The sequence below is a fragment of the Streptococcus sp. HMSC077D04 genome, from assembly GCF_001808785.1.
Classification (GTDB): domain Bacteria; phylum Bacillota; class Bacilli; order Lactobacillales; family Streptococcaceae; genus Streptococcus; species Streptococcus mitis_BX.
In genome coordinates this window covers 13,084-39,023 of sequence record NZ_KV794536.1, presented here as the reverse complement: position 1 = coordinate 39,023, position 25,940 = coordinate 13,084, and the positions used below count along the sequence as shown (strand labels likewise).

The 25,940-nt window shown below is 42.8% G+C and carries 26 protein-coding genes and 1 riboswitch; of the genes, 20 read left to right on the top strand and 6 right to left on the bottom strand.

Going from position 1 to position 25,940, the window contains the following annotated elements; genetic code table 11:
• Positions 1-75: 75 nt before the first annotated feature.
• From HMPREF2701_RS05165 to rnhC, 3 genes are all read right to left on the bottom strand, one after another.
• Positions 76-2,442 (bottom strand): SF1B family DNA helicase RecD2, encoded by a 2,367-nt coding sequence (locus tag HMPREF2701_RS05165; RefSeq protein ID WP_061589564.1) that lies wholly within the window; start codon positions 2,440-2,442, stop codon positions 76-78.
• 113 nt (positions 2,443-2,555) lie between these two features.
• Positions 2,556-3,170, bottom strand: a complete 615-nt coding sequence (gene lepB, locus HMPREF2701_RS05160; RefSeq protein WP_049486944.1) for a signal peptidase I — start codon at positions 3,168-3,170, stop codon at positions 2,556-2,558.
• Between the two features lie 3 nt (positions 3,171-3,173).
• A complete protein-coding gene (gene rnhC, locus HMPREF2701_RS05155) occupies positions 3,174-4,055 on the bottom strand; it encodes a ribonuclease HIII (RefSeq protein WP_049486943.1) in 882 nt (293 codons plus the stop codon).
• 86 nt (positions 4,056-4,141) lie between these two features.
• On the opposite strand from rnhC, the gene zapA reads away from it, so the two are divergent.
• The 7 genes from zapA to HMPREF2701_RS05120 all read left to right on the top strand — a co-directional run bounded on the left by zapA (position 4,142) and on the right by HMPREF2701_RS05120 (position 11,862).
• A complete protein-coding gene (gene zapA, locus HMPREF2701_RS05150) occupies positions 4,142-4,444 on the top strand; it encodes a cell division protein ZapA (protein ID WP_020901580.1) in 303 nt (100 codons plus the stop codon).
• Positions 4,441-4,989 carry a CvpA family protein gene (locus tag HMPREF2701_RS05145; protein WP_049486941.1) on the top strand — a complete coding sequence of 183 codons (549 nt, stop codon included), beginning with the start codon at positions 4,441-4,443 and terminating at the stop codon, positions 4,987-4,989. The genes zapA and HMPREF2701_RS05145 overlap by 4 nt, the downstream gene beginning before the upstream one ends.
• Before the next feature lie 103 nt (positions 4,990-5,092).
• Positions 5,093-7,429 (top strand): endonuclease MutS2, encoded by a 2,337-nt coding sequence (locus tag HMPREF2701_RS05140; protein ID WP_070482360.1) that lies wholly within the window; start codon positions 5,093-5,095, stop codon positions 7,427-7,429.
• 163 nt (positions 7,430-7,592) lie between these two features.
• A riboswitch (glycine riboswitch) is annotated at positions 7,593-7,681 on the top strand.
• Between the two features lie 90 nt (positions 7,682-7,771).
• A complete protein-coding gene (locus HMPREF2701_RS05135; RefSeq protein ID WP_061589563.1) occupies positions 7,772-9,094 on the top strand; it encodes an alanine/glycine:cation symporter family protein in 1,323 nt (440 codons plus the stop codon).
• A 131-nt stretch (positions 9,095-9,225) separates the two neighbouring features.
• Complete coding sequence (locus tag HMPREF2701_RS05130) at positions 9,226-9,774, top strand: carboxymuconolactone decarboxylase family protein (protein WP_025171447.1); 549 nt, start codon at positions 9,226-9,228, stop codon at positions 9,772-9,774.
• A 14-nt stretch (positions 9,775-9,788) separates the two neighbouring features.
• Positions 9,789-10,853, top strand: coding sequence for an acyl-CoA dehydrogenase family protein (locus HMPREF2701_RS05125; protein ID WP_061589562.1), 1,065 nt, complete (start codon positions 9,789-9,791; stop codon positions 10,851-10,853).
• Between the two features lie 109 nt (positions 10,854-10,962).
• Positions 10,963-11,862, top strand: coding sequence for a TDT family transporter (locus HMPREF2701_RS05120; RefSeq protein ID WP_070482358.1), 900 nt, complete (start codon positions 10,963-10,965; stop codon positions 11,860-11,862).
• Between the two features lie 24 nt (positions 11,863-11,886).
• Here HMPREF2701_RS05120 and serS read toward each other — a convergent pair whose 3' ends face one another.
• The 3 genes from serS to HMPREF2701_RS05105 all read right to left on the bottom strand — a co-directional run bounded on the left by serS (position 11,887) and on the right by HMPREF2701_RS05105 (position 15,112).
• Positions 11,887-13,161 carry a serine--tRNA ligase gene (serS, locus tag HMPREF2701_RS05115; protein ID WP_023945596.1) on the bottom strand — a complete coding sequence of 425 codons (1,275 nt, stop codon included), beginning with the start codon at positions 13,159-13,161 and terminating at the stop codon, positions 11,887-11,889.
• A gap of 212 nt (positions 13,162-13,373) precedes the next feature.
• A complete protein-coding gene (locus HMPREF2701_RS05110; protein ID WP_000079349.1) occupies positions 13,374-13,745 on the bottom strand; it encodes a DUF956 family protein in 372 nt (123 codons plus the stop codon).
• Between the two features lie 2 nt (positions 13,746-13,747).
• The gene (locus tag HMPREF2701_RS05105) at positions 13,748-15,112 is read right to left on the bottom strand and encodes an aspartate kinase (protein ID WP_061589560.1); all 1,365 of its coding nucleotides are present in this window, start codon (positions 15,110-15,112) and stop codon (positions 13,748-13,750) included.
• Positions 15,113-15,322: 210 nt separating this feature from the next.
• On the opposite strand from HMPREF2701_RS05105, the gene HMPREF2701_RS05100 reads away from it, so the two are divergent.
• The 13 genes from HMPREF2701_RS05100 to HMPREF2701_RS05040 all read left to right on the top strand — a co-directional run bounded on the left by HMPREF2701_RS05100 (position 15,323) and on the right by HMPREF2701_RS05040 (position 25,884).
• The gene (locus tag HMPREF2701_RS05100; RefSeq protein ID WP_061589559.1) at positions 15,323-16,108 is read left to right on the top strand and encodes an enoyl-CoA hydratase; all 786 of its coding nucleotides are present in this window, start codon (positions 15,323-15,325) and stop codon (positions 16,106-16,108) included.
• A 93-nt stretch (positions 16,109-16,201) separates the two neighbouring features.
• Positions 16,202-16,636: a fatty acid biosynthesis transcriptional regulator FabT gene (locus tag HMPREF2701_RS05095; protein ID WP_000386355.1), complete on the top strand. Its 435-nt coding sequence runs from the start codon at positions 16,202-16,204 to the stop codon at positions 16,634-16,636.
• Positions 16,636-17,610, top strand: coding sequence for a beta-ketoacyl-ACP synthase III (locus HMPREF2701_RS05090; protein WP_061589558.1), 975 nt, complete (start codon positions 16,636-16,638; stop codon positions 17,608-17,610). Before HMPREF2701_RS05095 ends, HMPREF2701_RS05090 begins: the two co-directional genes overlap by 1 nt.
• A 60-nt stretch (positions 17,611-17,670) precedes the next feature.
• Complete coding sequence (locus HMPREF2701_RS05085) at positions 17,671-17,895, top strand: acyl carrier protein (RefSeq protein WP_000257838.1); 225 nt, start codon at positions 17,671-17,673, stop codon at positions 17,893-17,895.
• 116 nt (positions 17,896-18,011) lie between these two features.
• Positions 18,012-18,986 (top strand): enoyl-[acyl-carrier-protein] reductase FabK, encoded by a 975-nt coding sequence (gene fabK / locus HMPREF2701_RS05080; RefSeq protein WP_049500269.1) that lies wholly within the window; start codon positions 18,012-18,014, stop codon positions 18,984-18,986.
• Positions 18,979-19,902, top strand: a complete 924-nt coding sequence (gene fabD, locus HMPREF2701_RS05075; protein ID WP_061589557.1) for an ACP S-malonyltransferase — start codon at positions 18,979-18,981, stop codon at positions 19,900-19,902. Before fabK ends, fabD begins: the two co-directional genes overlap by 8 nt.
• A gap of 40 nt (positions 19,903-19,942) precedes the next feature.
• The gene (gene fabG, locus HMPREF2701_RS05070; RefSeq protein WP_049492977.1) at positions 19,943-20,674 is read left to right on the top strand and encodes a 3-oxoacyl-[acyl-carrier-protein] reductase; all 732 of its coding nucleotides are present in this window, start codon (positions 19,943-19,945) and stop codon (positions 20,672-20,674) included.
• A gap of 21 nt (positions 20,675-20,695) precedes the next feature.
• Positions 20,696-21,931 carry a beta-ketoacyl-ACP synthase II gene (gene fabF / locus HMPREF2701_RS05065; RefSeq protein WP_050252378.1) on the top strand — a complete coding sequence of 412 codons (1,236 nt, stop codon included), beginning with the start codon at positions 20,696-20,698 and terminating at the stop codon, positions 21,929-21,931.
• 2 nt (positions 21,932-21,933) lie between these two features.
• On the top strand, positions 21,934-22,419 hold the full coding sequence (gene accB / locus HMPREF2701_RS05060; RefSeq protein ID WP_070482356.1) for an acetyl-CoA carboxylase biotin carboxyl carrier protein: 486 nt from the start codon (positions 21,934-21,936) through the stop codon (positions 22,417-22,419).
• The gene (gene fabZ, locus HMPREF2701_RS05055) at positions 22,416-22,838 is read left to right on the top strand and encodes a 3-hydroxyacyl-ACP dehydratase FabZ (protein WP_049552717.1); all 423 of its coding nucleotides are present in this window, start codon (positions 22,416-22,418) and stop codon (positions 22,836-22,838) included. Before accB ends, fabZ begins: the two co-directional genes overlap by 4 nt.
• Positions 22,839-22,849: 11 nt before the next feature.
• Positions 22,850-24,217: an acetyl-CoA carboxylase biotin carboxylase subunit gene (gene accC, locus HMPREF2701_RS05050; protein WP_070482354.1), complete on the top strand. Its 1,368-nt coding sequence runs from the start codon at positions 22,850-22,852 to the stop codon at positions 24,215-24,217.
• A gap of 36 nt (positions 24,218-24,253) precedes the next feature.
• The gene (gene accD / locus HMPREF2701_RS05045; protein ID WP_070482352.1) at positions 24,254-25,120 is read left to right on the top strand and encodes an acetyl-CoA carboxylase, carboxyltransferase subunit beta; all 867 of its coding nucleotides are present in this window, start codon (positions 24,254-24,256) and stop codon (positions 25,118-25,120) included.
• A complete protein-coding gene (locus HMPREF2701_RS05040) occupies positions 25,117-25,884 on the top strand; it encodes an acetyl-CoA carboxylase carboxyl transferase subunit alpha (RefSeq protein WP_070482349.1) in 768 nt (255 codons plus the stop codon). Before accD ends, HMPREF2701_RS05040 begins: the two co-directional genes overlap by 4 nt.
• Positions 25,885-25,940: the final 56 nt, after the last annotated feature.

The window sequence follows — 25,940 nt, the reverse complement described above, 5'->3', positions numbered from 1 at the left end:
CCTAGTTTGCTCTTTGATTTTCATTGAGTATTCATAAACAAAAATCCCACCTGAATTGGTGGGTTTTCTTGTGCACTATTTTCCAAAAATCTCTTTGAGATCTGCGTCTGTAATCCCAATCATGGCTGGGATGCTGTCCCAGTTTTCTTCGGTTAGGATGTAGAATTTTTCAGAGGCACTTGATGTGGCAGTTTCTGAGACAGTTTGTTGCTTTTCTTCAACATTCTCCAATAAATCACTGAAGCGTTCAATCAGATAGGTTTTTCGGGCAGTTCCGATATGTTGGGTGGCATAGTCGAAGGCCTGTAATTCGCCTAGTAAGATAAGCTTACTTTTGGCGCGTGTAATGGCTGTATAGATGAGATTGCGCTCCAGCATACGTCTACTAGCACTCGTGATAGGTAGGATGACAACAGGGAACTCACTTCCCTGGGACTTATGGATACTCATGGCATAGGCCAAGCGAATCTTGTACCATTCGTTACGTGGGTAAGAGACCTCATTGCCATCAAAATCAATGACAATCTCGTCTTGTTTAGACTCGGTGTATTTACCAGGAATCAGGTCTGTGATAGCTCCTAGATCCCCATTAAAGACATTGATTTCAGCATCGTTAACCAAATGAATGACCTTGTCGCCCTTACGATAGTGGCACTGGGGAGCTTCAAAACTGAGTTGGTCTTTTTGTGGTGGATTGAGCAGGTCTTGCATGAGCTGATTGATAGCATCAATCCCTGCAGTTCCTCGATACATGGGAGCCAGAACTTGGATATCACGGGCAGGGATACCACTTCTGAGGGCAGCGCCTAAGATCTTTTCAATGGTAGCAGGAATATGACCACTAGCGATTTCAAAGTAGGAACGGTCTGCTTTTTTCTGGGTGAAATCAGCTGGCAGGATGCCCTGTCTAATCTGACTAGCTAGGGTTACGATGGTTGATTCTTCACTTTGCCGATAAATTTTTTCCAAGCGAGTCTGAGGAATCAAGGGAATATGAAGCAGATCCGCTAGAACCTGTCCAGGGCTGACAGACGGTAGTTGGTCGCTGTCACCCACGATGAGGATTTTACTGCTAGAAGAGATGTTGGAGAAGAGTTGGTTGGCCAGCCAAGTATCCACCATGGAAAATTCATCTACGATGATAAAGTCAGCATCCAGATAATCTTCCAGATGACTGGTATCATCGTCCCCTGTCATTCCCAAATGGCGGTGTATGGTAGCACTAGGCAAACCTGTCAATTCATTCATGCGCCGAGCTGCTCGTCCAGTTGGAGCAGCAAGAAGAATCGGCAGATTGCTTTTTTTCCTGAGGTCAAGTCCTTCTAAAAGGGCATAAACAGCGATGATCCCATTGATAACAGTTGTCTTACCAGTACCAGGTCCACCTGTTAGGATAAAGACCTTGTTCTGGATAGCATCACAAATAGCTTGTTTTTGAATGTTATCATACTCAATTCCCAGTTCTTCCTCGACAGTAGTGATATGCTTTTGAATAGTTTCTAAATCATGGCTCTTCTGTTTTCCTTTTTCAAGGATACGAACCAAGTGACTGCGGATGCCTTCCTCAGCGAAAAAGAGGCTGTTATCAAAGATTTTTGTATCAATCTGCTGAACCTTGTCTTCTTCGATCAGGTAGGAGAGTTCTTGGGCTACTTGGCTAGGATCCAGTTCCACGGGACGGGAAGACTCAAGGAGAGTAAGGGTTTGTTCTAGCAAATCCCGTGCTTCAACATAGGTGTCCCCTGTTTCCATACAGGCCTGAAAAAGACTATGTACTAGACCGGCGCGGAAGCGTTCAGGAGCCTGACTTTCGATACCTAGTTCTTCCGCTAATTGGTCAGCAATAGTAAAGCCCAAACCCTTGATATCCTCAACTAGCTGATAGGGATAATTTTCAACCACATCAAGGGTTTCTTCCTTGTAAAAGTCTTGAATCTGAAAGGCTAGTTTGTTGGGAATACCGTAGTTGGCTAGCTTGGCCAAGACCATCTCTGTTCCGTAGTTGAGGCGGAGAGTAGAGACGAAGGCCTCGCGATTTTTAGCAGAGAGTCCTGAGATACCTTCTAGCTTTTCTGGGTGTTGCAGAATTTCGTCAATGGTATTGTCGCCATAGGTATCTACAATTTTCTGAGCTGTCTTGAGACCAATCCCCTTGAAATGGCTACTTGAAAAGTACTTGACCAAGCCCTTGCTAGTTGGTTTTGCGCGTTCATACCGGCTGATTTGCAGTTGTTCCCCATACTTGGAGTGCTGGACAATTTGCCCCCAAAAAGTATAGTCTTCTCCCTCAATCACATCAGCCATGGCGCCCGTGACAATGATTTCAAAATCATCAAAATCCTCTGCGTCCGTATCGTCGATTTCTAGGAGGAGGATGCGGTAAAAATTGCTGGGATTTTCAAAAATAATCCGTTCAATGGTTCCTGAAAAATAAACTTCCATAAAATTCCTTTGTATGAATAGGTGAGAGTTGGGGGGTATTATAGTCAATAAACGATTACTTCTCACGATAGAAGAAGAGGCTGAGATTTTTGATTCTCGGCCTCTTCGATTTCTTAAAATGTTCCGATACGGGTGATTGGCCAGAAGCGGAATTTAGCTTCCCCTGTGATATCTTTTGCTTTGAAGGTACCTACGTGACGGCTGTCGCTCGAAACCAAGCGGTCATCTCCAAGGAGAAGGTATTCTCCTTCTGGGACAGTAAAGCTAAAGTTGGTGTTGTAATTGACATCAACTGTGAAGGCTTGGGCTTTTTCAGCAATACTTCTAAAGAAAGTTCCTTTATTTCCTTCAAAACCCTTGCCTGAATAGGTGCTTTGGAGTTTGTCATTCTTGAAACGTTTGATGTAGTCAGCTAGATAAGGTTCGTCCGTCTCTTTGTCATTGATGTAAAGTTTATCGTTTTCGTAACGGACGGTGTCGCCAGGCATTCCGATGACACGCTTGACGATGTCCTTATTACCATCTTCCTCATGGGCAACCACGATATCAAAACGGTCAATAGGGAGGTGTTTGACGACAAAGAGGATTTCGCCATCCGCTAGGGTAGGATCCATAGAATGCCCTTCTACGCGAACATTGCTCCAAAAAAAGATACGACTTAAAGCTAGTAATGACAGAATTAGGAGGAACAATCCCCACTCTTTTAAGAAATTTTTAAATGAATTCATAACTTACCTTTCTAAGCGTTTTTTCGCTTTTTCAGTATTTTTAAAGTGCAGTTTGGCGCAGAAGTTAAGTCCCTGCATTCCATAGGCTTGCAAAATCTGGCTAGCAACCTTATCAGAAGCCGTTCCAGCTCCACTTGGAAGTTGATAGCCCAGCTCTCGTCCTAGATTTTCAAGATTTTCCAGAAAGAGATCACGCGCAATGATAGAAGAAACTGCGACAGCCAAGTATTTGCCCTCAGCCTTTTCTTCTAAGCTGATAGGATTGCTGAAACGATTGGCCTCTTGTGCCAAGTACTTGTCATAATTTTTAGCACTGGTAAAGGCATCAATCACAATTTTCTCAGGCTGAATGCCTTTTTGAAGAAGGAGGTAGATAGCCTGGTTATGGAGGGCTACCTTAACAGAAACAGCATTGTAGCGATCTCCGATGACCTCGTTGTACTTGCTGGGTGAGAGAAGCAATGCCTGGTGCTGGATTTTTTCCTTGAGAACAGGAGCAATCTGACGGATCTTTTGGTCGGTCAGTGTCTTGGAATCCCCCACACCGAGTTTTCGCAAGAAGGCATGCTGGTCAGGTGTGACAAAGGAAGCCACAACTGCAAGCCCACCAAAGTAGGAACCATTTCCCACCTCATCTGTCCCAATTAAAGGGAGATTTTGTCCGCTGGTTTCCTCTACAGCTTGATATCCAAAGAAACGAGCATATTTCTCAGCTCCTTCACCCTGAAGCAAAACCTTTCCAGAAGTATAGATAGAAATTGTTGCTTGAGGTAGTCGCAAAAAGTAGCGGATATAGGGATTCTTACTGGGAGCCAGACTGGTTTGATAGTGTTCAAGAAAAGCTTGAATCTCCTTTTCACTTGGTGTGAGTGTTGTACTTGCCATAGTTTCTATTGTACCATAAAAGCAGACAAATTTGTAAAAACTGACAAAATTAGCGAATTTTGGTATAATATCGTGAGGTGAATTTTATGGCAAATCTAAATCGATTCAAATTTACATTCGGGAAAAAATCATTAACCTTGACAAGCGAGCATGATAATCTCTTTATGGAGGAAATCGCTAAGGTTGCGACAGAAAAATACCAAGCAATTAAAGAACAAATGCCTAGTGCAGACGATGAAACAATCGCTCTTTTGTTGGCAGTCAACTGTTTGTCAACTCAGCTCAGCCGTGAGATTGAATTTGATGATAAGGAGCAAGAATTAAAAGAACTCCGTCACAAGCTTGTGACTTGTAAGCAAGAACAGAGCAAGATTGAGGATTCCTTATGATTTCACTCCTTCTTCTATTGGTCTTGGCTTGGGGATTTTATATCGGTTATCGGAGAGGGCTGCTCTTACAGGTCTATTACCTGATTTCAGCCATGGCATCGGCTTTTGTGGCTGGCCAGTTTTATAAGGGACTTGGAGAGCAATTTCATTTACTGCTCCCTTATGCAAATCCACAGGAAGGTCAGGGAACTTTCTTTTTCCCATCGGATCAACTCTTTCAGTTGGATAAGGTCTTTTACGCAGGGATCGGCTACTTACTTGTATTTGGGATTGTCTATAGCATCGGTCGTTTGCTTGGTCTCCTTTTGCACTTACTTCCTAGTAAAAAACTGGGTGGTAAGTTGTTCCAAGTTTCAGCAGGGATCTTGTCCATGTTGGTGACCTTATTTGTCTTGCAAATGGCCTTGACAATCTTGGCGACCATTCCCATGGCGGCTGTACAAAATCCTCTTGAAAAGAGTATCGTCGCAAAACACATCATCCAGAGCATACCGGTAACAACCAGTTGGCTCAAACAAATCTGGGTGACAAATTTAATCGGATAAAAAGGGCAGGAATTTTCCTAGCCCTTTGTTTACAGATTTGACTCGAATCTATCAGAATGTAAAAAGCTACCACACCTAGATATTCAAAGATAAGGAAATAAAGATGAATAAGAAAATATTAGAAACATTAGAGTTCAATAAGGTCAAGGCCTTGTTTGAGCCCCATTTGTTGACCGAGCAGGGCTTGGAGCAATTGAGACAGCTGGCTCCAACTGCCAAAGTAGATAAAATCAAACAGGCTTTTGCTGAGATGAAGGAAATGCAGGCTCTCTTTGTCGAGCAACCGCATTTTACCATTCTTGCAACTAAAGAAATCGCAGAAGTTTGCAAGCGGTTGGAGATGGGAGCGGACCTCAATATCGAGGAGTTCCTACTCTTGAAGCGCGTGCTTCTTGCTAGCCGAGAACTGCAAAGTTTTTATTCTAATCTGGAAAATGTCAGCTTGGAAGAATTAGCCCTCTGGTTTGAGAAATTACACGATTTTCCGCAATTACAAGGAAATCTTCAGGCCTTTAATGATGCAGGTTTCATTGAAAATTTTGCCAGTGAAGAATTGGCGCGAATCCGTCGAAAAATCCATGATAGCGAGAGTCAGGTACGCGATGTCCTACAGGATCTGCTCAAACAAAAAGCGCAGATGTTGACAGAAGGAATCGTTGCCAGCAGAAATGGCCGTCAGGTTTTACCTGTCAAAAACACATACCGCAATAAGATTGCAGGTGTCGTTCATGATATTTCTGCTAGTGGAAATACCGTCTATATCGAACCCCGTGAGGTGGTCAAACTGAGCGAAGAAATTGCCAGTTTGCGAGCAGATGAGCGCTATGAAATGCTTCGCATTCTCCAAGAAATTTCTGAGCGTGTTCGCCCTCATGCGGCTGAGATTGCCAATGATGCTTGGATTATCGGCCATCTAGACTTGATTCGTGCCAAGGTCCGCTTTATCCAAGAAAGACAAGCAGTCGTACCTCTGCTGTCAGAAAATCAAGAGATTCAACTGCTCCATGTTTGCCATCCTTTGGTCAAAAATGCTGTCGCAAATGATGTCCATTTTGGTCAAGATTTAACAGCTATTGTCATCACAGGTCCCAATACAGGTGGTAAGACCATCATGCTCAAAACTCTGGGCTTGACGCAGGTTATGGCTCAGTCAGGGTTGCCGATTTTAGCAGACAAGGGAAGTCGTGTTGGTATTTTTGAAGAAATCTTTGCTGACATTGGAGATGAGCAGTCTATTGAGCAGAGCTTGTCTACCTTCTCTAGCCACATGACCAATATCGTGGATATTCTTGGCAAGGTTAATCAACATTCACTCTTACTCTTGGATGAGTTGGGGGCTGGTACAGATCCTCAAGAAGGAGCTGCCCTTGCTATGGCTATTTTGGAGGACCTTCGCCTGTGTCAAGTCAAGACCATGGCTACAACCCACTATCCAGAGCTCAAGGCCTATGGTATTGAGACAGCCTTTGTGCAAAATGCCAGTATGGAGTTTGATACAGCCACTCTTCGCCCGACTTATCGCTTTATGCAGGGAGTGCCTGGTCGAAGCAATGCCTTTGAAATTGCCAAACGTCTAGGCCTATCTGAGGTTATCGTAGGGGATGCCAGCCAGCAGGTCGATCAGGACAATGATGTCAATCGTATCATTGAGCAGCTGGAAGAGCAGACGCTAGAGAGCCGCAAACGCTTGGACAATATCCGTGAGGTGGAGCAAGAAAATCTCAAGATGAACCGAGCGCTCAAAAAACTCTACAATGAGCTCAATCGTGAAAAGGAAAACGAGCTTAATAAGGCGCGTGAACAGGCTGCTGAGATTGTGGACATGGCCCTAAGTGAAAGTGACCAGATTCTCAAGAATCTCCATAGTAAATCCCAACTCAAACCCCATGAAATCATTGAAGCTAAGGCCAAGCTGAAAAAATTGGCTCCTGAAAAAGTGGACTTGTCCAAAAACAAGGTCCTTCAAAAGGCCAAGAAAAAACGAGCTCCAAAGGTGGGAGATGATATCGTGGTGCTCAGTTATGGCCAGCGTGGTACCTTGACCAATCAACTCAAGGATGGCCGTTGGGAAGCCCAAGTTGGCTTGATTAAGATGACTTTAGAAGAGAAAGAGTTTGACCTTGTTCAAGCCCAGCAAGAAAAACAGGTCAAGAAGAAACAAGTCAATGTTGTGAAACGAACTTCTGGTCGTGGTCCACAAGCCAGACTGGATCTTCGAGGCAAACGTTATGAAGAGGCTATGAATGAGCTAGATGCCTTTATCGACCAAGCCTTGCTCAATAATATGGCGCAAGTTGATATCATCCATGGTATCGGAACAGGTGTCATCCGTGAAGGAGTCACTAAATACCTACAAAGAAACAAACATGTCAAGAGTTTCGGCTATGCCCCGCAAAATGCTGGAGGCAGTGGTGCGACTATTGTCACTTTTAAAGGATAGAAGTATTCCGAGATTTATAAAGTAAAAACTGTTGAACTAATTTTTACTAATAAACACATTGACAAAAACCAACATTTTTTGTAAAATAAGAATCAATTAAATACCAACACCGAATGAAGTTTAATAGAAGTGGGGAATCGTATGATTTTCCATGACTGTAAATGGACGGAACTCTGGAGAGACCGTAAAGGCACCGAAGGGGCAAGGCAGGCAACTGCTCAAACTCTCAGGTAAAAGGACAGAGCTAGGATAGACCGCTTTTTAGCATTTATCTAAGCATTCCAGAGTACATGTATCTTGCATGTGCTCTTTCTTTTGGGGTTGAAAAGATAGGAGAAGGAAATGTTAGAATTGCTTAAATCAATTGATGCTTTTGCTTGGGGCCCACCCCTCTTGATTTTATTGGTCGGAACGGGGATTTACCTAACTGCTCGTTTAGGACTCTTGCAGGTTTTGCGTCTGCCCAAGGCCTTTCAACTCATTTTTACTAAGGACAAGGGGCATGGAGATGTATCCAGCTTTGCGGCACTATGTACAGCCCTCGCAGCGACAGTTGGTACGGGAAATATTATCGGGGTGGCGACGGCTATCAAGGTCGGTGGCCCAGGAGCCCTCTTTTGGATGTGGATGGCTGCTTTCTTTGGAATGGCTACCAAGTATGCGGAAGGACTGCTAGCTATTAAATACCGTACCAAGGACGACCATGGTGCAGTAGCGGGAGGTCCCATGCACTATATCCTTCTAGGGATGGGAGAAAAGTGGCGTCCCCTTGCTATCTTCTTTGCCCTGGCAGGTGTCTTAGTGGCTTTATTGGGGATCGGAACCTTCACCCAGGTCAACTCGATTACAGAATCTATCCAAAATACAACGACTATTTCGCCAGCTATCACGGCTCTTGTTTTGTCTGTATTTGTAGCGATTGCAGTCTTTGGTGGACTCAAGTCCATTTCAAAGGTTTCAACTACCGTTGTTCCTTTTATGGCTATTATTTATATTTTAGGAACTCTTACAGTTATTTTCTTTAATATTGGGAAAATCCCTGCTACAATCGCTTTAATCTTGACATCCGCTTTTAGTCCGGTTGCTGCGGTAGGTGGATTTGCCGGTGCTAGCATTCGGATGGCTATTCAAAATGGTGTGGCGCGTGGTGTGTTCTCAAACGAATCTGGTCTGGGTTCTGCTCCAATTGCAGCAGCTGCAGCTAAGACAAACGAACCAGTAGAGCAAGGTTTGATTTCCATGACAGGAACCTTTATTGATACACTCATTATCTGTACTTTGACAGGTTTGACCATCTTGGTAACTGGTGTTTGGAGTGGTGATTTGAATGGAGTGGCATTGACTCAGTCAGCCTTCTCAACAGTCTTTTCACATTTTGGGCCTTCCCTCTTGACCATCTTCCTTGTACTCTTTGCCTTTACGACGATTTTAGGCTGGAACTACTACGGAGAACGTTGTTTTGAATTTCTCTTTGGTGTTCGTTTTATCTGGCTCTACCGTGTGGTCTTTGTGCTTATGGTCTTGTTGGGAGGATTTATCGAGTTGGATATGGTTTGGATTATCGCAGATATCGTCAATGCCTTGATGGCTCTACCAAACTTGATTGCCCTCTTAGTTTTATCACCAGTCGTCATTGCTGAGACTAAAAAGTATTTTAATAAATAATGAAATCACACATTGCGTGTGATTTTTTGCATTCATAAAGAATTTTTATCGGTGCAATTTAAAATATATATTATACATGGTATAGAATCTGTGATAGACTAGGTTTCAACAAAATGAAAAGAGGTTTTATGATGACAACATTTACAATCCATACAGTAGAATCAGCACCAGCAGAAGTGAAAGAAGTTCTTGAAACGGTGCAAAAAGATAACAATGGCTATATTCCCAACCTAATCGGTCTCTTGGCAAATGCGCCTACCGCCCTTGAAGCATACCGAACTGTCGGAGCTATCAACCGTCGTAACAGCTTGACACCTGTTGAGCGCGAAGTGGTGCAAATCACGGCAGCCGTGACTAATGGTTGTGCTTTCTGCGTCGCAGGTCACACAGCCTTTTCCATCAAACAAATCCAGATGAATGATGACCTGCTTCAAGCTCTTCGCAATCGTACTCCGATTGAAACAGATCCCAAATTGGACACCTTAGCTAAGTTTACCTTGGCGGTTATCAATACCAAAGGTCGTGTAGGAGATGAAGCCTTGTCTGAGTTTTTAGAAGCTGGCTACACGCAACAAAATGCCTTGGATGTGGTTCTTGGTGTCAGTCTAGCAAGTCTTTGTAACTATGCCAATAACCTAGCCAATACACCAATTAATCCAGAATTGCAACCTTATGCATAAAAGGAGGAAAGACTATGGGATTTTTTTCAGAAGAATTTTTGAGCTGGTTGGACCAGCATGCTGATGAAATCGACAAACAGTCTTGTCAAGCTGGAGAGCAACTGATTGAAAGGATTGCAGCAGAGGGAGCCTTTCGTGTAGGTGTTCCGGAATCTCTCGGAGGTTCAGGAGGAAGTGATCAAGATGTCATTGATATCCTTGCAGAACTTGCACAATATTCCTTAACAGCTTCTTTTATTTCATGGGGACAACGCACTTTAATAGATAATATTCTCCATACAGAAAATTCCTATTTTAAAGAAAGCTATCTGGAAAAACTCTTGTCTGGAGAATATGCAGGTGCTACTGCCTTGTCCAATGCCGTTAAGTATTTATCTGACCTAGAGGAACTGAATGTTCGGATTATTGAAGAAAATGGACAATTGTATCTAAAAGGGAGACTGCCGTGGGTAACGAATGCTCGAAGAAATCGATTCTTAACTATTTTTGTGGCAGGTTTTACAGATGATCCAACTACAAGTTATGTGGTGGCTGTACCATCAGACGCAGAGAATTTTAGTCGTTCTGAAGACTTAGAATTTGTTTCTCTTCAAGGAGGAAACACGGCTGCTCTGACTTTTAATAAGGTCCTTTTGAAAGAGGAATGGATTTTATCAAAAGATGCTCATCAATTTTTGGCAAAAAATCGTCCTGCTTTTTTAGGATACCAATTTGGTCTAGCTTTTGGTTTAGCTGAACGTTCTCTCTCAGAAGTAGAAAAAGAATTGGGGAAACGCAGTGTATTAACAGATGAATGGAAACATCAGGTAGAGCAGTTAGATGCTATTCGACAAGAGCTTTATCGAGGTTTGTCTGACAGGTCTTATTTTGTTACCAATCCGCGTGAACTCTTTCAGTTAAGAATAGACATTGTGGATGTTGTTGCTCAGAGTCTTCTATTAGAGTTACAAGCAGGTGGTGGTAGAGGTTACTTTAGTAAATCAACATCTGGATTTATTCGCCGATGGAATGAAGGAGCATTTCTTCCAATTGTTTCTCCAAGCGCTGTTCAGTTGCGCCATATCTTAGCAACGAGTTAAAAAATAGTAAAATAAAGACGAAGTTTGAATTTTTGGACTTCGTTTTTTTAAGTCCTCATTTAAGCTCTTTTATGCTATACTGAAATTAACATGATTATTGGAGGTTAGGATGAAAAAACTCCCCTTAGTATTTTCAGGTTGTTTGTTAGGTTTGGCAGGTGCAGGAAACCTAATTGCAGATACTTGGCCAGTTTTGTCGCATTTATTGAGTCTGATTGGTCTAGTGTTGTGGATTTTCTTTCTGATTCTTCATCTTTTTAATTGGGAAGAAACCAAGCAAGAATTGACCAAGCCCCCTCTTCTATCTGGAATGGCAACTTTTCCCATGGCTGGGATGATTTTGTCGACCTATGTCTTTCGCGTATTCCCTGCTCTTCCTTTGGTAGCACAAGGAATCTGGTGGTTTTCATTTCTCTTGGATTTAGCTTTGATTGCTACTTTTACCATCAAATTTGCCTGTCCGGGTCAGAGGGTCAATGCGACTCCTAGCTGGACGGTGCTCTATGTGGGGATAGCAGTAGCAGCCTTGACCTATCCTCTGGTAGGTATCATTGAAATTGCCTATGCGACCTTGAGTTTTGGTTTTGTCTTGACCTTATATCTCTATCCGCTTATTTATAGCGATTTAACGAAACATCCGCTCCCACTAGCCTTGCTTGGACAAGAAGGAATCTACTGTGCTCCCTTTTCTCTACTCTTAGCTTCCCTAGTTCGAGTTGGAGGAGCAGGCCTACCGACTTGGCTCTTGATTGTCATGATTTTGGCATCTCAGTCCTTCTTTTTCTTTGTGTTAACTCGCCTGCCCAATATTTTAAAACAAGGCTTTCAACCAGCCTTCTCAGCCCTCACCTTCCCAACCATTATCACAGCTACTTCGCTCAAGATGGCTCAGGGAATTTTGAAACTTCCATTTCTGGATTATCTGGTCTTGGCTGAAACTGCTATTTGCCTCACTATTTTATTCTTCGTATTGGGTGCTTATCTGATTTGGTTACGAAAAAAGGTCTAGCTATATTCTAGCTAGGCCTTATTTTTATGGTTTGATAACTTCAGCGCCACCCATGTATGGACGAAGTGCTTCTGGAATGGTTACAGAACCATCTTCATTTTGGTAGTTTTCAAGAATGGCAGCCACTGTACGTCCAACTGCAAGTCCAGAACCATTCAAAGTGTGAAGGAGTTTCACCTTGCCATCTGCTTCATCACGGTAACGGATTTGGGCACGACGAGCTTGGAAATCTTCTGTATTTGAACAGCTTGAGATTTCACGATAGGTATTTTGGGCTGGAATCCAAACTTCCAAGTCATAAGTCTTGGCAGCTGAGAAGCCCATGTCCCCAGTAGAGAGGGCCACCACACGGTATGGAAGGTTGAGTTTTTGAAGGATGTTTTCAGCGTTGGCTGTCATTTTTTCCAATTCTTCGTAAGATTCTTCTGGTTTGGCAAATTTAACCATTTCAACCTTGTGGAATTGGTGCAAACGAATCAAGCCACGAGTATCACGACCAGCAGAACCAGCCTCAGAACGGAATGATGGGCTCATAGCAGTGAAGTAGATTGGCAGGTCTTTACCGTCAAGGATTTCATCACGGTAGTAGTTTGTTAGGGGAACTTCAGCTGTAGGGATAAGGACGTAATTGCTGTCGCTGAGTTCAAAAGTATCTTCCTTGAATTTTGGATATTGACCAGTACCAAACATAGAATCATGGTTAACCATGTAAGGTGTGATGACTTCAGTATAGCCTTCTTTCCCATGCTCATCCAACATAAAGTTGTAGATAGCACGTTCCAAACGAGCACCGAGACCTTTATAGAAAAGGAAGCGAGCGCCGGTTACTTTACCCCCGCGTTCCCAGTCAAGGATACCAAGGTCTTCACCAAGATCCCAGTGAGCTTTAGGTTCGAAGTCAAATTCGCGTGGAGTACCCCAACGGCGAACTTCCACATTGTCATCTTCATCAGCCCCAACAGGAACACTGTCAGCTGGAATGTTTGGAAGAGTCGTTGTAAATTCTGTCAATTTAGCATCGATTTCTGCCAATTCAGCATCCAAGGCTTTGACTTCAGCAGATAGAGTTTGCATGGCAGCAATCTTATCATCTGCATTTTCCTTGTTGCGTTTTGCTTGGGCAATCTCAGCAGAAACTGTGTTACGTTCTGCTTTTAGAGTTTCAACCTTGACCAAGATGTCACGACGTTTAGCATCGATTTCTTTCATCTCGTTTAAGACAGCAGCATCTACACCACGTGTAGCCAATTTTTCTGCGACAGCATCAAAGTCTGTACGAATGCGTTTGATATCTAACATAAGAACTCCTTTATGAAAAAGCACACCTGACAAAGCGTTGGAGTGGCAGGGCCACGGTTCCATCCAACTTCACAGGTGTGCACTTGATTGTGTATGTAATTGTTACTAACGGTAGAATTTCACCTATCCCTCCTATCTGCTCGCAGCACCCGCAGACTTTCTGAAAGAAGAAGATAACCTACTTATCCGTTGCTATGATTATACTAAAGTTTCTACTTTTTTGCAAATAGATTTTTAAATTTTTGACCAATAGTCTGAATTAGGGTAGGAAGTTTGACGACCTTGTCATTGCCCAGTTTTTCGCGAGCAATTTTGAGAATGGCACCTGAGTCTTTTGAAGCAAAGAGGAATTTTCCTCTGTCTGTAAAGACTTCGAAGTGGCGACTGATTTTGCGACCAGTAACATTAGCTCCAATTTGGTTGATATGGCTCCAAGGAATCTGGATAAATTGTTCAACATTGACATCGGGGTAAAATTCCAAAGCCTGATCTCCGACAAGGAATTTCCCAACTTTCCCAGCTATAGAGAGGTAGGAGGTGCCTGTCGTATTGAGGAGAACTGTTTTGTTAAGTGATTGAGCCATGCTTAGTCTTCCTTACTTTCACCGAAAAAGGCATTGTAGAGGGCTTTAATAGCTGCTTTCTCTTGGTCCTTATGGACAACAAACATGATAGACACTTCACTAGAACCTTGAGACATCATCTGGATGTTGATCTTATTTTCAGATAGAGCACGTGTCGCTGTAGCAGTTACTCCGATATGGCTCTTCATCTTTTCTCCAACAATCATAATGATTGAAAGGTCGTGTTCAATTTCTGCATGGTCCACTTCAGCCTTTTGAACCAACTGACGAAGGATTTCTTCTTCCTTGATAGGAGTTAGTTCGCGAGAACGGAGGATGATTGAAAGATCGTCGATACCTGTTGGCATATGTTCCCAACCGATGTTAAGATCTTCAAGGATTTGAAGAACCTTGCGTCCAAATCCAACCTCACGGTTCATGAGGTATTTCGACATATTAATGCTGACAAAGCCTGAGTCACCAGCAATTCCCACAACTGGAAATTCATCACTACTGTGTTTTAGAACGATACGAGTACCTGGGTGGTCAGGGTTGTTGGTATTCTTGATAACTAGAGGAATTTTTCCTCGGTAGGCAGGAAGAAGCGCTTCGTCATGAAGGACTGAGAATCCTGCATAGGCCAACTCACGCATTTCACGGTAGGTCAATTCAGGGATAGAGTGTGGTTGGTGGATAATACCAGGGTGGGCTGCAAAGATACCATCAACATCCGTAAAGTTTTCATAGAGGTCTGCCTTAACACCGGCAGCAATGATAGAACCTGTAATGTCTGATCCTCCACGTGAGAAGGTACAGATTTGATTTTCCTTGGTAACTCCAAAGAAACCAGGAATGACAAGGACTTCATTTGTATTTGTCAATTCCTCAATCTTGTCATAACTTGATGGAATGATGCGAGCGTGACCAGGTTCACTTGTGACCACAATACCAGCTTCTCTAGGGTGTACATAGCGTGCATCGATCCCGTTTTGGTTAAAGTAGGCAGCGATTAACTTAGCATTGTTATTTTCACCGGCTGCTAGGAAGGTATCATAGAGAAATTCATTTTCATCAATAGGAAGAGTGGCTAAGGCGCGAATACTTTTTGAAATTTTTTCTAGAACGACTGGTTTTAGTCCTAATTCACTTACCATAGCAGCATAGCGGTCGATAATCCAATTCTGACTCTTGCTAATATCGTTACCAGCAACATAGTCGCGGTAGTATTTAATCAAGGCATCCGTAACCTTAGTATCTTCAGCATTGCGTTTACCAGGTGCAGAAACAACTACAAAACGGCGCTCTGAATCGCTTTTGACGATGTTTAAAACTTTTTCTAATTGACTAGCAGAGGCAAGAGAGCTACCTCCAAATTTAACAACTTTCATAAGAACTCCTAAAGTAAGTATTTTATACGATTATAGCAGAAAGAAAGCCTTTTTTCAATGAAGAAAATAAGATGTTTTCTAGTATAAAGCGAGCCTTTCTAATCGGCTGAGACACTTTTAGTCGATTTTTTATTGCTTTCTGCTCCTAAAAAAGATATACTTTGCAAATAAAATAATTTAAACTGCATATAAAATAAAAAAGGAGTCCAGATGGAACACATTATTTATCAGCTTGAAGAGGATTTGGCAATCCTTACCTTGAATCGTCCTGAGGTTGCAAATGGCTTTCATATTCCTATGTGTGAGGAGATCCTAGAAGCTCTGACTCTGGCAGAAGAGGATCCGGCTGTGCATTTTGTCTTAATCAACGCGAATGGCAAAGTCTTCTCTGTTGGGGGAGATTTGGTTGAGATGAAGCGAGCAGTCGATGAGGATGATATTCCATCATTGACAAAAATTGCAGAATTGGTCAATACTATTTCTTATAAAATCAAGCAAATTGCTAAACCTGTCTTGATGGAGGTTGATGGGGCTGTTGCAGGTGCCGCAGCGAATATGGCTGTTGCTGCAGATTTCTGTTTAGCGAGCGATAAGGCTAAATTTATCCAAGCCTTTGTTGGAGTTGGTTTGGCTCCAGATGCAGGTGGGATTCATCTCTTGAGTCGTAGTATTGGTGTGACGCGTGCTGTTCAATTAGCTATGACAGGAGAAGCTTTAACAGCAGACAAAGCTTTAGAATGGGGACTAGTTTACCGCGTCTGTGAAGCTGATAAACTTGAAAAGACGAGAGAACAGCTTCTTAAAAAATTGAGACGAGGTTCATCTAATTCCTATGCTGCCATTAAGAAGTTGGTTTGGGAGAGCCAATTTAAAGACTGGCAGAATTACGCTACTTTAGAACTGAACCTACAGGAATCACTAGCGAAAACAGAGGATTTCAAAGAGGGAGTTCGGGCTCATTCGGAAAGAAGAAGACCTAAATTTACAGGAAAATAAAAAAATACTTGCGCCATTCTTTGAACTTTGATATAATTCTCTTGTCAAATGTTTTGATTCTAAAAGTTTTTTTGAAAAGGAGGGAAGGAAAGATTGGACTACCAACGAATTAATGAATATTTAACGTCTATATTTAACAATGTCCTCGTTATTGAGGAAGTTAGCTTGAGGGGTAGTCGTTTCAAGGATATCTCCATCAAAGAAATGCATACGATTGATGTGATTGGAAAAGTTCCAGATGTGACACCAAGTCAAGTGTCAAAAGAGTTGATGGTGACTCTTGGGACAGTTACGACTAGTTTGAATAATCTCGAACGCAAGGGTTACATTGAACGCATTCGTTCAGAACATGATCGACGTGTGGTACATCTGCATTTGACAAAGAAAGGTCGCTTGGTTCATAGGTTACATAAACGCTTCCACAAGGCCATGGTTGAAAAAATCATTGATGGTATGAGTAAGCAAGAAATTGAGGTTATGAGCAAAGGTTTGACTAATCTTTATCAATTTTTGGAGGATTTGAGATAATGGCTTTTGCAAAAATAAGCCAGGTTGCTCATTATGTGCCAGAGCAAGTGGTTACAAATCATGATTTGGCTCAGATTATGGATACCAATGATGAGTGGATTTCAAGTCGGACGGGAATACGACAAAGGCATATTTCAAGAACAGAATCTACTAGTGATTTGGCTACAGAGGTTGCTAAGAAACTGATGGAAAAAGCTGAAATCACAGGAGAGGAGTTGGATTTTATCATCCTAGCTACCATTACTCCGGATTCGATGATGCCCTCTACAGCTGCTCGTGTTCAAGCTAATATTGGTGCTAATAAGGCCTTTGCTTTTGACCTAACAGCGGCTTGCAGTGGATTTGTATTTGCTCTTTCAACTGCTGAAAAGTTTATCGCTTCTGGTCGCTTTCAAAAAGGCTTGGTGATTGGTAGTGAAACCCTCTCTAAAGCAGTCGATTGGTCAGACCGATCAACAGCTGTTTTGTTTGGAGATGGTGCTGGTGGAGTCTTGCTAGAAGCTAGCGAGCAAGAGCATTTCTTGGCAGAGAGTCTCAATAGTGATGGGAGTCGTAGCGAGTGTCTAACTTATGGACATTCAGGCTTGCATTCTCCGTTTTCAGATCAAGAAAGTGCAGATTCATTTTTGAAGATGGATGGGCGTGCAGTCTTTGATTTTGCTATTCGGGATGTAGCCAAGTCTATCAAGCAGACTATTGATGAATCTCCTATAGAGGCGACAGACTTGGATTATCTGCTACTTCATCAGGCTAATGACCGTATTTTGGATAAGATGGCTAGAAAAATCGGTGTTAACCGAGATAAAATTCCAGCCAATATGATGGAATATGGCAATACCAGTGCAGCCAGTATCCCGATTTTACTTTCAGAGTGTGTAGAACAAGGTCTCATCCCTTTAGATGGTAGCCAGACTGTTCTACTATCAGGCTTCGGTGGAGGCTTGACATGGGGCACGCTCATTCTTACAATTTAGGTAATCATGTGGTGAACACATTGTTATAAAAAAAACTATTTATTTTAAAGGAGTCCTATCATGGCAGTATTTGAAAAAGTACAAGAAATTATCGTTGAAGAACTTGGAAAAGACGCATCAGAAGTAACACTTGAATCAACTTTTGATGATTTGGACGCAGATTCATTGGACTTGTTCCAAGTAATCTCAGAAATCGAAGATGCTTTTGATATCCAAATCGAAGCAGAAGATGACTTGAAAACAGTTGGTGACTTGGTTGCCTACGTTGAAGAGCAAACAAAATAAACAGAATATAGATAGAAGGAGTAGGGGAACCCGCTCCCTCTTGTTTAGGCAATAGTTTGATTGTCAAATTATGATGGTATCGAACTATTACGTAAGCAAGAAACGATGGAGGCACTATGAAAACGCGTATTACAGAATTATTGAATATTGATTATCCTATTTTCCAAGGAGGAATGGCCTGGGTTGCTGATGGTGATTTGGCAGGGGCTGTTTCCAAGGCTGGAGGACTAGGGATTATCGGTGGGGGAAATGCCCCTAAAGAAGTTGTCAAGGCAAATATTGATAAAATCAAATCATTGACTGATAAACCCTTTGGTGTCAACATTATGCTTTTGTCTCCCTTTGTGGAAGATATTGTAGACCTCGTTATCGAGGAAGGGGTTAAGGTAGTTACAACAGGCGCAGGAAATCCAAGCAAATACATGGAGCGTTTCCATGAAGCTGGTATTACAGTTATTCCCGTTGTTCCAAGTGTTGCCCTAGCTAAACGCATGGAAAAAATCGGTGCGGACGCTGTTATTGCAGAAGGAATGGAAGCTGGGGGACACATTGGGAAATTAACAACCATGACCTTAGTGCGCCAGGTGGCTGCAGCTGTATCTATTCCTGTCATTGCTGCAGGAGGGATTGCAGATGGTGAAGGTGCTGCGGCTGGCTTTATGCTAGGTGCAGAGGCTATTCAGGTTGGAACTCGTTTTGTCGTTGCAAAAGAGTCTAATGCTCATCCAAATTATAAGGCGAAAATTTTAAAAGCTAGAGATATTGATACTACGATTTCAGCTCAACACTTTGGACATGCTGTTCGTGCGATTAAAAATCAGTTGACTCGTGATTTTGAACAAGCTGAAAAAGATGCTTTTAAACAAGAAAATCCAGATTTGGAAATTTTTGAACAAATGGGAGCGGGTGCTCTAGCCAAAGCGGTTGTTCACGGAGATGTGGATGGTGGATCTGTTATGGCAGGTCAAATTGCAGGCCTTGTTTCCAAAGAAGAAACCGTTGAAGAAATCCTAAAAGATTTGTATTACGGAGCAGCTAAGAAAATTCAAGAAGAAGCCTCTCGTTGGGCAGGAGTTGTAAGAAATGACTAAAACAGCCTTTTTATTTGCTGGCCAAGGTGCCCAGTATCTAGGTATGGGACGGGATCTCTATGATCACTACCCGATTGTCAAAGAAACGATTGATCAAGCGAGTCAGGTACTCGGTTATGATTTGCGTTATCTCATTGATACGGAAGAAGAAAAGCTCAATCAGACCCGCTATACGCAACCAGCTATTTTAGCGACTTCAGTTGCTATTTACCGTTTATTGCAAGAAAAGGGCTATCAGCCTGATATGGTTTCTGGTTTGTCTCTTGGAGAATACTCTGCCTTGGTGGCCAGCGGTACCTTGGATTTTGAAGATGCGGTTGCCTTGGTTGCTAAGCGTGGAGCCTATATGGAAGAAGCAGCCCCTGCTGGTTCTGGCAAGATGGTGGCAGTTCTCAATACACCAGTAGAGGTCATTGAGGAAGCCTGTCAAAAAGCTTCTGAACTTGGAGTGGTTACCCCTGCCAACTATAATACACCTGCACAAATCGTGATTGGTGGAGAAGTGGCTGCAGTTGACCGAGCTGTCGAACTCTTGCAGGAAGCAGGTGCTAAACGCTTGATTCCTCTCAAGGTGTCAGGTCCTTTTCATACCGCTCTCCTTGAGCCTGCTAGCCAGAAACTAGCTGAAACTCTGGCTCAGGCAAGTTTTTCAGATTTTACTTGTCCCCTAGTCGGCAATACAGAAGCTGCTGTTATGCAAAAAGAAGACATTGCTCAACTCTTGACGCGTCAGGTCAAGGAACCAGTTCGTTTCTATGAAAGTATTGCGGTTATGCAAGAAGCGGGCGTAACCAACTTTATCGAGATTGGACCGGGGAAAGTCTTGTCAGGATTTGTTAAAAAAATTGATAAGACAGCTAAACTAGCCAATGTTGAAGATCAGGCTAGTTTGGAAGATTTGCTAGAAAACAAGTAATCCCTTCTCCCATAAATACAAGAGGAAACAGGAGAAAAGAATGCAACTAAAAAATAAAAATATCTTTATTACAGGTTCGAGTCGTGGGATTGGTCTTGCCATTGCCCACAAGTTTGCTCAGGCAGGAGCCAACATTGCCTTAAACAGCCGTGGGACAATCTCAGAGGACTTGCTAGCCGAGTTTTCAAACTATGGTGTCAAGGTGGTTCCCATTTCAGGAGATGTATCAGATTTTGCAGACGCTAAGCGTATGGTTGATCAAGCTATTGCAGAGCTGGGTTCAGTAGATGTTTTGGTCAACAATGCAGGAATTACACAAGATACCCTAATGCTCAAGATGACAGAAGCGGATTTTGAAAAAGTGCTCAAGGTTAACCTGACTGGTGCCTTTAACATGACACAATCAGTCTTGAAACCGATGATAAAAGCTAGAGAAGGTGCTATCATTAATATGTCTAGTGTTGTTGGTTTGATGGGAAATATCGGTCAAGCTAACTATGCAGCTTCTAAGGCTGGTTTGATTGGTTTTACCAAGTCTGTGGCGCGTGAAGTGGCCAATCGCAATATCAGAGTTAATGCTATTGCACCTGGAATGATTGAGTCCGATATGACAGCTGTTCTATCAGACAAGGTAAAAGATGCCATGCTGGCACAAATTCCTATGAAAGAATTTGGGCAGGCAGAGCAGGTTGCAGATTTGACAGTATTTTTAGCAGGCCAAGATTATCTAACTGGTCAAGTGGTTGCCATTGATGGTGGCTTAAGTATGTAGCAGAAGCTAGAGGTAAAAAAGATGAAACTAAATCGCGTAGTAGTAACAGGTTATGGAGTAACATCTCCAATCGGAAATACACCAGAAGAATTTTGGAATAGTTTGACAACTGGAAAAATCGGAATTGGTCCAATTACAAAATTTGATCATAGTGACTTTGATGTGCATAATGCAGCAGAAATCCAAGATTTTCCTTTTGATAAATACTTTGTAAAGAAAGATACCAATCGTTTCGATAACTATTCTTTGTATGCCTTGTACGCAGCTCAAGAAGCTGTCAATCACGCAGGTCTTGATGTAGAGGCCCTTGATAAAGATCGTTTTGGTGTTATCGTGGCCTCTGGTATTGGTGGAATCAAGGAAATTGAAGATCAAGTGCTTCGCCTAAATGACAAAGGACCAAAACGTGTGAAACCATTGACCCTTCCAAAAGCCTTGCCAAATATGGCTTCAGGAAATGTTGCTATGCGTTTTGGAGCAAACGGTGTTTGTAAATCCATCAATACTGCCTGCGCTTCATCAAATGACGCGATTGGGGATGCCTTCCGCTCAATTAAGTTTGGCTTCCAAGATGTCATGTTGGTAGGTGGGTCAGAAGCTTCTATTACACCTTTTGCTATTGCTGGTTTCCAAGCCCTAACTGCTCTCTCAACTACAGAGGACCCAACTCGTGCTTCCATTCCATTTGATAAGGACCGTAATGGTTTTGTCATGGGTGAAGGTTCTGGGATGTTAGTTCTTGAAAGCCTTGAACACGCTGAAAAACGTGGGGCTACTATCCTTGCTGAAGTGGTTGGTTACGGAAATACTTGTGATGCCTACCATATGACTTCTCCTCATCCAGAAGGTCAAGGAGCTATCAAAGCCATCAAACTAGCCTTGGAGGAAGCTGAGATTTCTCCAGAGCAAGTAGCCTATGTCAATGCTCACGGAACGTCAACTCCTGCTAATGAAAAAGGAGAAAGTGGTGCGATCGTGGCTGTTCTTGGTAAGGAAGTACCTGTATCATCAACCAAATCATTCACAGGACATTTGCTGGGTGCTGCAGGTGCAGTAGAAGCTATCGTCACAATCGAGGCTATGCGTCATAACTTTGTACCAATGACAGCTGGAACAAGTGAAGTATCAGATTATATCGAAGCCAATGTCGTTTATGGACAAGGCTTGGAGCAAGAAATTCCATATGCCATTTCAAATACTTTTGGTTTTGGTGGCCACAATGCAGTTCTTGCTTTCAAACGTTGGGAGAATAAATAAGTATGAATTTAAACGATATTAAAGACTTGATGGCCCAATTTGACCAGTCAAGTTTGAGAGAATTTTCTTATAAAAATGGGACGGATGAGTTGCAGTTTAGCAAGAATGAAGCTAGACTGGTGTCTGAAGTTGCATCTCAAGCCGCTCCAGCGCCTGTTCTAGCAACACCAAGTCCAGTAGCTCCTACATCTGCTCCAGTAGAAACTGTAATAGAAGAAACTTCGTCATCAGCAGAAGCAAGTGTAGCTGCTGAGGGAGATGTTGTAGAGAGTCCACTTGTTGGGGTGGCTTACTTGGCTGCTGGACCTGATAAACCTGCCTTCGTTTCAGTTGGTGATAGTGTCAAAAAAGGTCAAACATTAGTGATTATCGAAGCCATGAAAGTCATGAATGAAATCCCAGCACCTAAGGATGGTGTGGTAACGGAAATTCTCGTTTCTAATGAAGAAATGGTTGAGTTTGGTAAAGGATTGGTACGTATCAAATGATCGATATTAAAGGAATCAAAGAAGCTCTTCCCCACCGTTATCCTATGCTACTAGTAGACCGTGTCTTGGAAGTGCGCGAGGACACCATTGTTGCCATCAAAAATGTGACCATCAATGAGCCCTTCTTTAATGGTCATTTCCCTCAATACCCTGTCATGCCAGGTGTTCTGATTATGGAAGCCTTGGCGCAAACAGCTGGTGTATTGGAGTTATCAAAACCTGAAAATAAAGGGAAACTGGTTTTTTACGCTGGTATGGATAAGGTTAAATTCAAGAAGCAAGTTGTACCAGGCGACCAATTGGTTATGACAGCGACTTTTGTAAAACGTCGTGGCACCATTGCTGTGGTTGAAGCAAAGGCTGAAGTGGATGGCAAGCTTGCGGCCAGTGGTACTCTTACCTTTGCAATAGGGAACTAAGGAGGTTCTCCATGTTTCGAAAAATTTTAATTGCCAATCGTGGTGAAATTGCGGTTCGTATTATCCGTGCGGCGCGTGAATTGGGGATTGCAACGGTGGCGGTTTATTCAACTGCTGATAAGGAAGCCCTGCATACGCTTTTGGCAGATGAAGCAGTTTGTATCGGTCCTGGTAAGCCTACAGAGTCTTATCTCAATATTAATGCGGTTCTATCAGCTGCAGTCTTGACTGAGGCAGAAGCCATTCACCCAGGTTTCGGATTTCTCAGTGAAAATTCCAAATTTGCAACCATGTGTGAAGAAGTTGGTATCAAGTTTATCGGTCCATCTGGTCATGTCATGGATATGATGGGAGATAAAATCAATGCGCGTGCTCAGATGATTAAAGCAGGCGTGCCTGTCATTCCAGGTTCAGATGGAGAAGTGCATAACTCTGAGGAAGCTTTGATTGTTGCTGAAAAAATTGGCTACCCTGTTATGCTCAAGGCTTCAGCAGGTGGAGGTGGTAAAGGGATTCGTAAGGTTGAAAAACCAGAAGACCTCGTTTCCGCCTTTGATACTGCTTCAAGTGAAGCCAAGGCCAATTATGGCAATGGTGCCATGTACATAGAACGGGTTATCTATCCAGCTCGTCACATCGAGGTTCAAATCCTAGGAGATGAGCATGGACATGTGATTCACTTGGGGGAACGGGATTGTTCTCTTCAACGGAATAACCAAAAGGTTTTGGAAGAAAGTCCTTCGATTGCAATCGGAAAAACGCTGCGCCATGAAATTGGTGCTGCGGCTGTTCGAGCGGCAGAGTCTGTTGGTTATGAAAATGCAGGGACCATTGAGTTTCTTCTTGATGAAGCCAGTGGTAAATTCTATTTCATGGAAATGAATACACGTGTTCAGGTAGAGCATCCAGTAACAGAATTTGTTTCAGGTGTGGATATCGTTAAGGAACAAATTCGCATTGCGGCAGGTCAGCCTTTGTCTGTTAAGCAAGAAGATATTGTTCTGCGTGGTCATGCCATCGAGTGTCGGATCAATGCAGAAAACCCAGCCTTCAACTTTGCTCCAAGTCCAGGTAAGATTACCAATCTCTATCTGCCAAGTGGAGGAGTAGGCTTGCGCGTGGATTCAGCAGTTTATCCAGGTTATACCATTCAGCCTTATTATGATAGTATGATTGCTAAAATCATCGTTCACGGTGAAAATCGTTTTGATGCCTTGATGAAAATGCAACGAGCCCTCTATGAACTAGAGATAGAGGGGGTGCAGACCAATGCAGATTTCCAGCTTGACCTCATTTCAGATCGTAATGTCATTGCTGGAGATTATGATACTTCCTTCTTGATGGAAACCTTCTTACCTAAATATCAAGAAAAAGAATAAAATGACTTCAAGAGTTTAAACCGAAAAGGGGAATCAATGGCTCTATTTAGTAAAAAAGATAAGTATATTCGAATCAATCCCAATCGTTCGGTTAGGGAAAAACCTCAAGCTAAGCCAGAGGTTCCAGATGAATTATTCTCCCAGTGTCCAGGCTGTAAGCATACCATTTATCAGAAGGATCTGGGAAGTGAGCGTATCTGTCCACATTGTAACTACACCTTTCGTATTTCTGCCCAAGAACGCTTGGCTTTGACGATTGATATGGGGACTTTCAAGGAATTATTTACGGGGATTGAAAGCAAGGATCCCTTGCATTTCCCTGGTTATCAAAAGAAACTAGCAACTATGCGTGAAAAAACAGGTCTGGATGAAGCTGTTGTGACAGGAACAGCTCTTATTAAAGGTCAGACTGTGGCTCTTGGGATTATGGATTCTAACTTTATCATGGCTTCTATGGGTACGGTTGTAGGTGAAAAAATCACTCGATTATTTGAATATGCGACTGTTGAAAAATTGCCAGTTGTTCTTTTCACAGCATCTGGTGGAGCCCGTATGCAGGAAGGAATCATGAGTCTCATGCAGATGGCCAAGATTTCTGCAGCAGTTAAACGCCATTCAAATGCTGGTCTCTTTTATCTGACCATTTTGACAGATCCAACGACAGGTGGTGTGACAGCTTCTTTCGCTATGGAGGGCGATATCATTCTGGCTGAACCACAGAGCTTAGTTGGTTTTGCTGGGCGTCGTGTGATTGAAAATACGGTTCGTGAAAGCTTACCTGAGGATTTCCAAAAGGCAGAATTCCTATTGGAACATGGCTTTGTGGATGCTATTGTCAAAAGAAGAGATTTGCCAGATACGATTGCTAGCCTAGTCAGATTGCATGGAGGGTGTCCTAGATGAATATTGCAAAAATAGTCAGAGAAGCGCGTGAGCAGAGTCGCTTGACAACCTTGGACTTTGCGACAGGCATTTTTGATGAATTTATCCAATTACACGGTGACCGTTCTTTTCGTGATGATGGTGCAGTTGTCGGTGGTATTGGCTGGCTTGGAGATCAAGCTGTCACAGTGGTTGGTATCCAAAAAGGCAAGAGCTTGCAAGACAACCTCAAACGGAATTTTGGACAACCACATCCAGAAGGCTATCGCAAGGCCCTACGGTTGATGAAACAAGCTGAAAAATTTGGCCGTCCAGTTGTGACCTTTATCAATACAGCAGGTGCCTATCCTGGTGTCGGCGCGGAAGAACGCGGTCAAGGAGAAGCTATCGCTCGCAATCTCATGGAAATGAGTGACCTGAAAGTTCCGATTATCGCCATCATTATAGGTGAAGGTGGTTCAGGTGGGGCTCTGGCTCTAGCAGTCGCAGACCGTGTTTGGATGCTGGAAAATTCCATCTATGCCATTCTCAGTCCAGAAGGCTTTGCTTCTATTCTTTGGAAGGACGGCACTCGTGCCATGGAAGCGGCAGAACTGATGAAAATCACTTCACACGAGCTGCTAGAAATGGATGTGGTGGATAAGGTGATTTCTGAAGCAGGACTTTCTAGCAAAGAACTGATTAAGAGTGTCAAAAAAGAACTCCAAGCTGAGGTAGCTTTACTTTCACAAAAACCTCTAGAAGAGCTGTTGGAAGAACGTTATCAACGATTTAGAAAATACTAATATAAAAACTAGAACTGGCAGTCAGTTCTAGTTTTTATGTGGTTCTTACTCTGTAC

Bases quoted from the DNA above. Each gene is read 5' to 3' on its own strand.
- HMPREF2701_RS05145 (WP_049486941.1), top strand. From the start codon at position 4,441: ATGATTTCACTCCTTCTTCTATTGGTCTTGGCTTGGGGATTTTATATC.
- HMPREF2701_RS05130 (WP_025171447.1), top strand. From the start codon at position 9,226: ATGACAACATTTACAATCCATACAGTAGAATCAGCACCAGCAGAAGTG.
- rnhC (WP_049486943.1), bottom strand. From the start codon at position 4,055: ATGGCAAGTACAACACTCACACCAAGTGAAAAGGAGATTCAAGCTTTT.
- HMPREF2701_RS05110 (WP_000079349.1), bottom strand. From the start codon at position 13,745: ATGGCTCAATCACTTAACAAAACAGTTCTCCTCAATACGACAGGCACC.
- HMPREF2701_RS05100 (WP_061589559.1), top strand. From the start codon at position 15,323: ATGGAACACATTATTTATCAGCTTGAAGAGGATTTGGCAATCCTTACC.
- HMPREF2701_RS05140 (WP_070482360.1), top strand. From the start codon at position 5,093: ATGAATAAGAAAATATTAGAAACATTAGAGTTCAATAAGGTCAAGGCC.
- zapA (WP_020901580.1), top strand. From the start codon at position 4,142: ATGGCAAATCTAAATCGATTCAAATTTACATTCGGGAAAAAATCATTA.
- HMPREF2701_RS05120 (WP_070482358.1), top strand. From the start codon at position 10,963: ATGAAAAAACTCCCCTTAGTATTTTCAGGTTGTTTGTTAGGTTTGGCA.
- accC (WP_070482354.1), top strand. From the start codon at position 22,850: ATGTTTCGAAAAATTTTAATTGCCAATCGTGGTGAAATTGCGGTTCGT.
- fabF (WP_050252378.1), top strand. From the start codon at position 20,696: ATGAAACTAAATCGCGTAGTAGTAACAGGTTATGGAGTAACATCTCCA.
- fabG (WP_049492977.1), top strand. From the start codon at position 19,943: ATGCAACTAAAAAATAAAAATATCTTTATTACAGGTTCGAGTCGTGGG.
- fabD (WP_061589557.1), top strand. From the start codon at position 18,979: ATGACTAAAACAGCCTTTTTATTTGCTGGCCAAGGTGCCCAGTATCTA.
- HMPREF2701_RS05105 (WP_061589560.1), bottom strand. From the start codon at position 15,112: ATGAAAGTTGTTAAATTTGGAGGTAGCTCTCTTGCCTCTGCTAGTCAA.
- accD (WP_070482352.1), top strand. From the start codon at position 24,254: ATGGCTCTATTTAGTAAAAAAGATAAGTATATTCGAATCAATCCCAAT.
- HMPREF2701_RS05090 (WP_061589558.1), top strand. From the start codon at position 16,636: ATGGCTTTTGCAAAAATAAGCCAGGTTGCTCATTATGTGCCAGAGCAA.
- HMPREF2701_RS05125 (WP_061589562.1), top strand. From the start codon at position 9,789: ATGGGATTTTTTTCAGAAGAATTTTTGAGCTGGTTGGACCAGCATGCT.
- accB (WP_070482356.1), top strand. From the start codon at position 21,934: ATGAATTTAAACGATATTAAAGACTTGATGGCCCAATTTGACCAGTCA.
- lepB (WP_049486944.1), bottom strand. From the start codon at position 3,170: ATGAATTCATTTAAAAATTTCTTAAAAGAGTGGGGATTGTTCCTCCTA.
- fabK (WP_049500269.1), top strand. From the start codon at position 18,012: ATGAAAACGCGTATTACAGAATTATTGAATATTGATTATCCTATTTTC.
- HMPREF2701_RS05040 (WP_070482349.1), top strand. From the start codon at position 25,117: ATGAATATTGCAAAAATAGTCAGAGAAGCGCGTGAGCAGAGTCGCTTG.
- HMPREF2701_RS05085 (WP_000257838.1), top strand. From the start codon at position 17,671: ATGGCAGTATTTGAAAAAGTACAAGAAATTATCGTTGAAGAACTTGGA.
- HMPREF2701_RS05165 (WP_061589564.1), bottom strand. From the start codon at position 2,442: ATGGAAGTTTATTTTTCAGGAACCATTGAACGGATTATTTTTGAAAAT.
- serS (WP_023945596.1), bottom strand. From the start codon at position 13,161: ATGTTAGATATCAAACGCATTCGTACAGACTTTGATGCTGTCGCAGAA.
- fabZ (WP_049552717.1), top strand. From the start codon at position 22,416: ATGATCGATATTAAAGGAATCAAAGAAGCTCTTCCCCACCGTTATCCT.
- HMPREF2701_RS05135 (WP_061589563.1), top strand. From the start codon at position 7,772: ATGTTAGAATTGCTTAAATCAATTGATGCTTTTGCTTGGGGCCCACCC.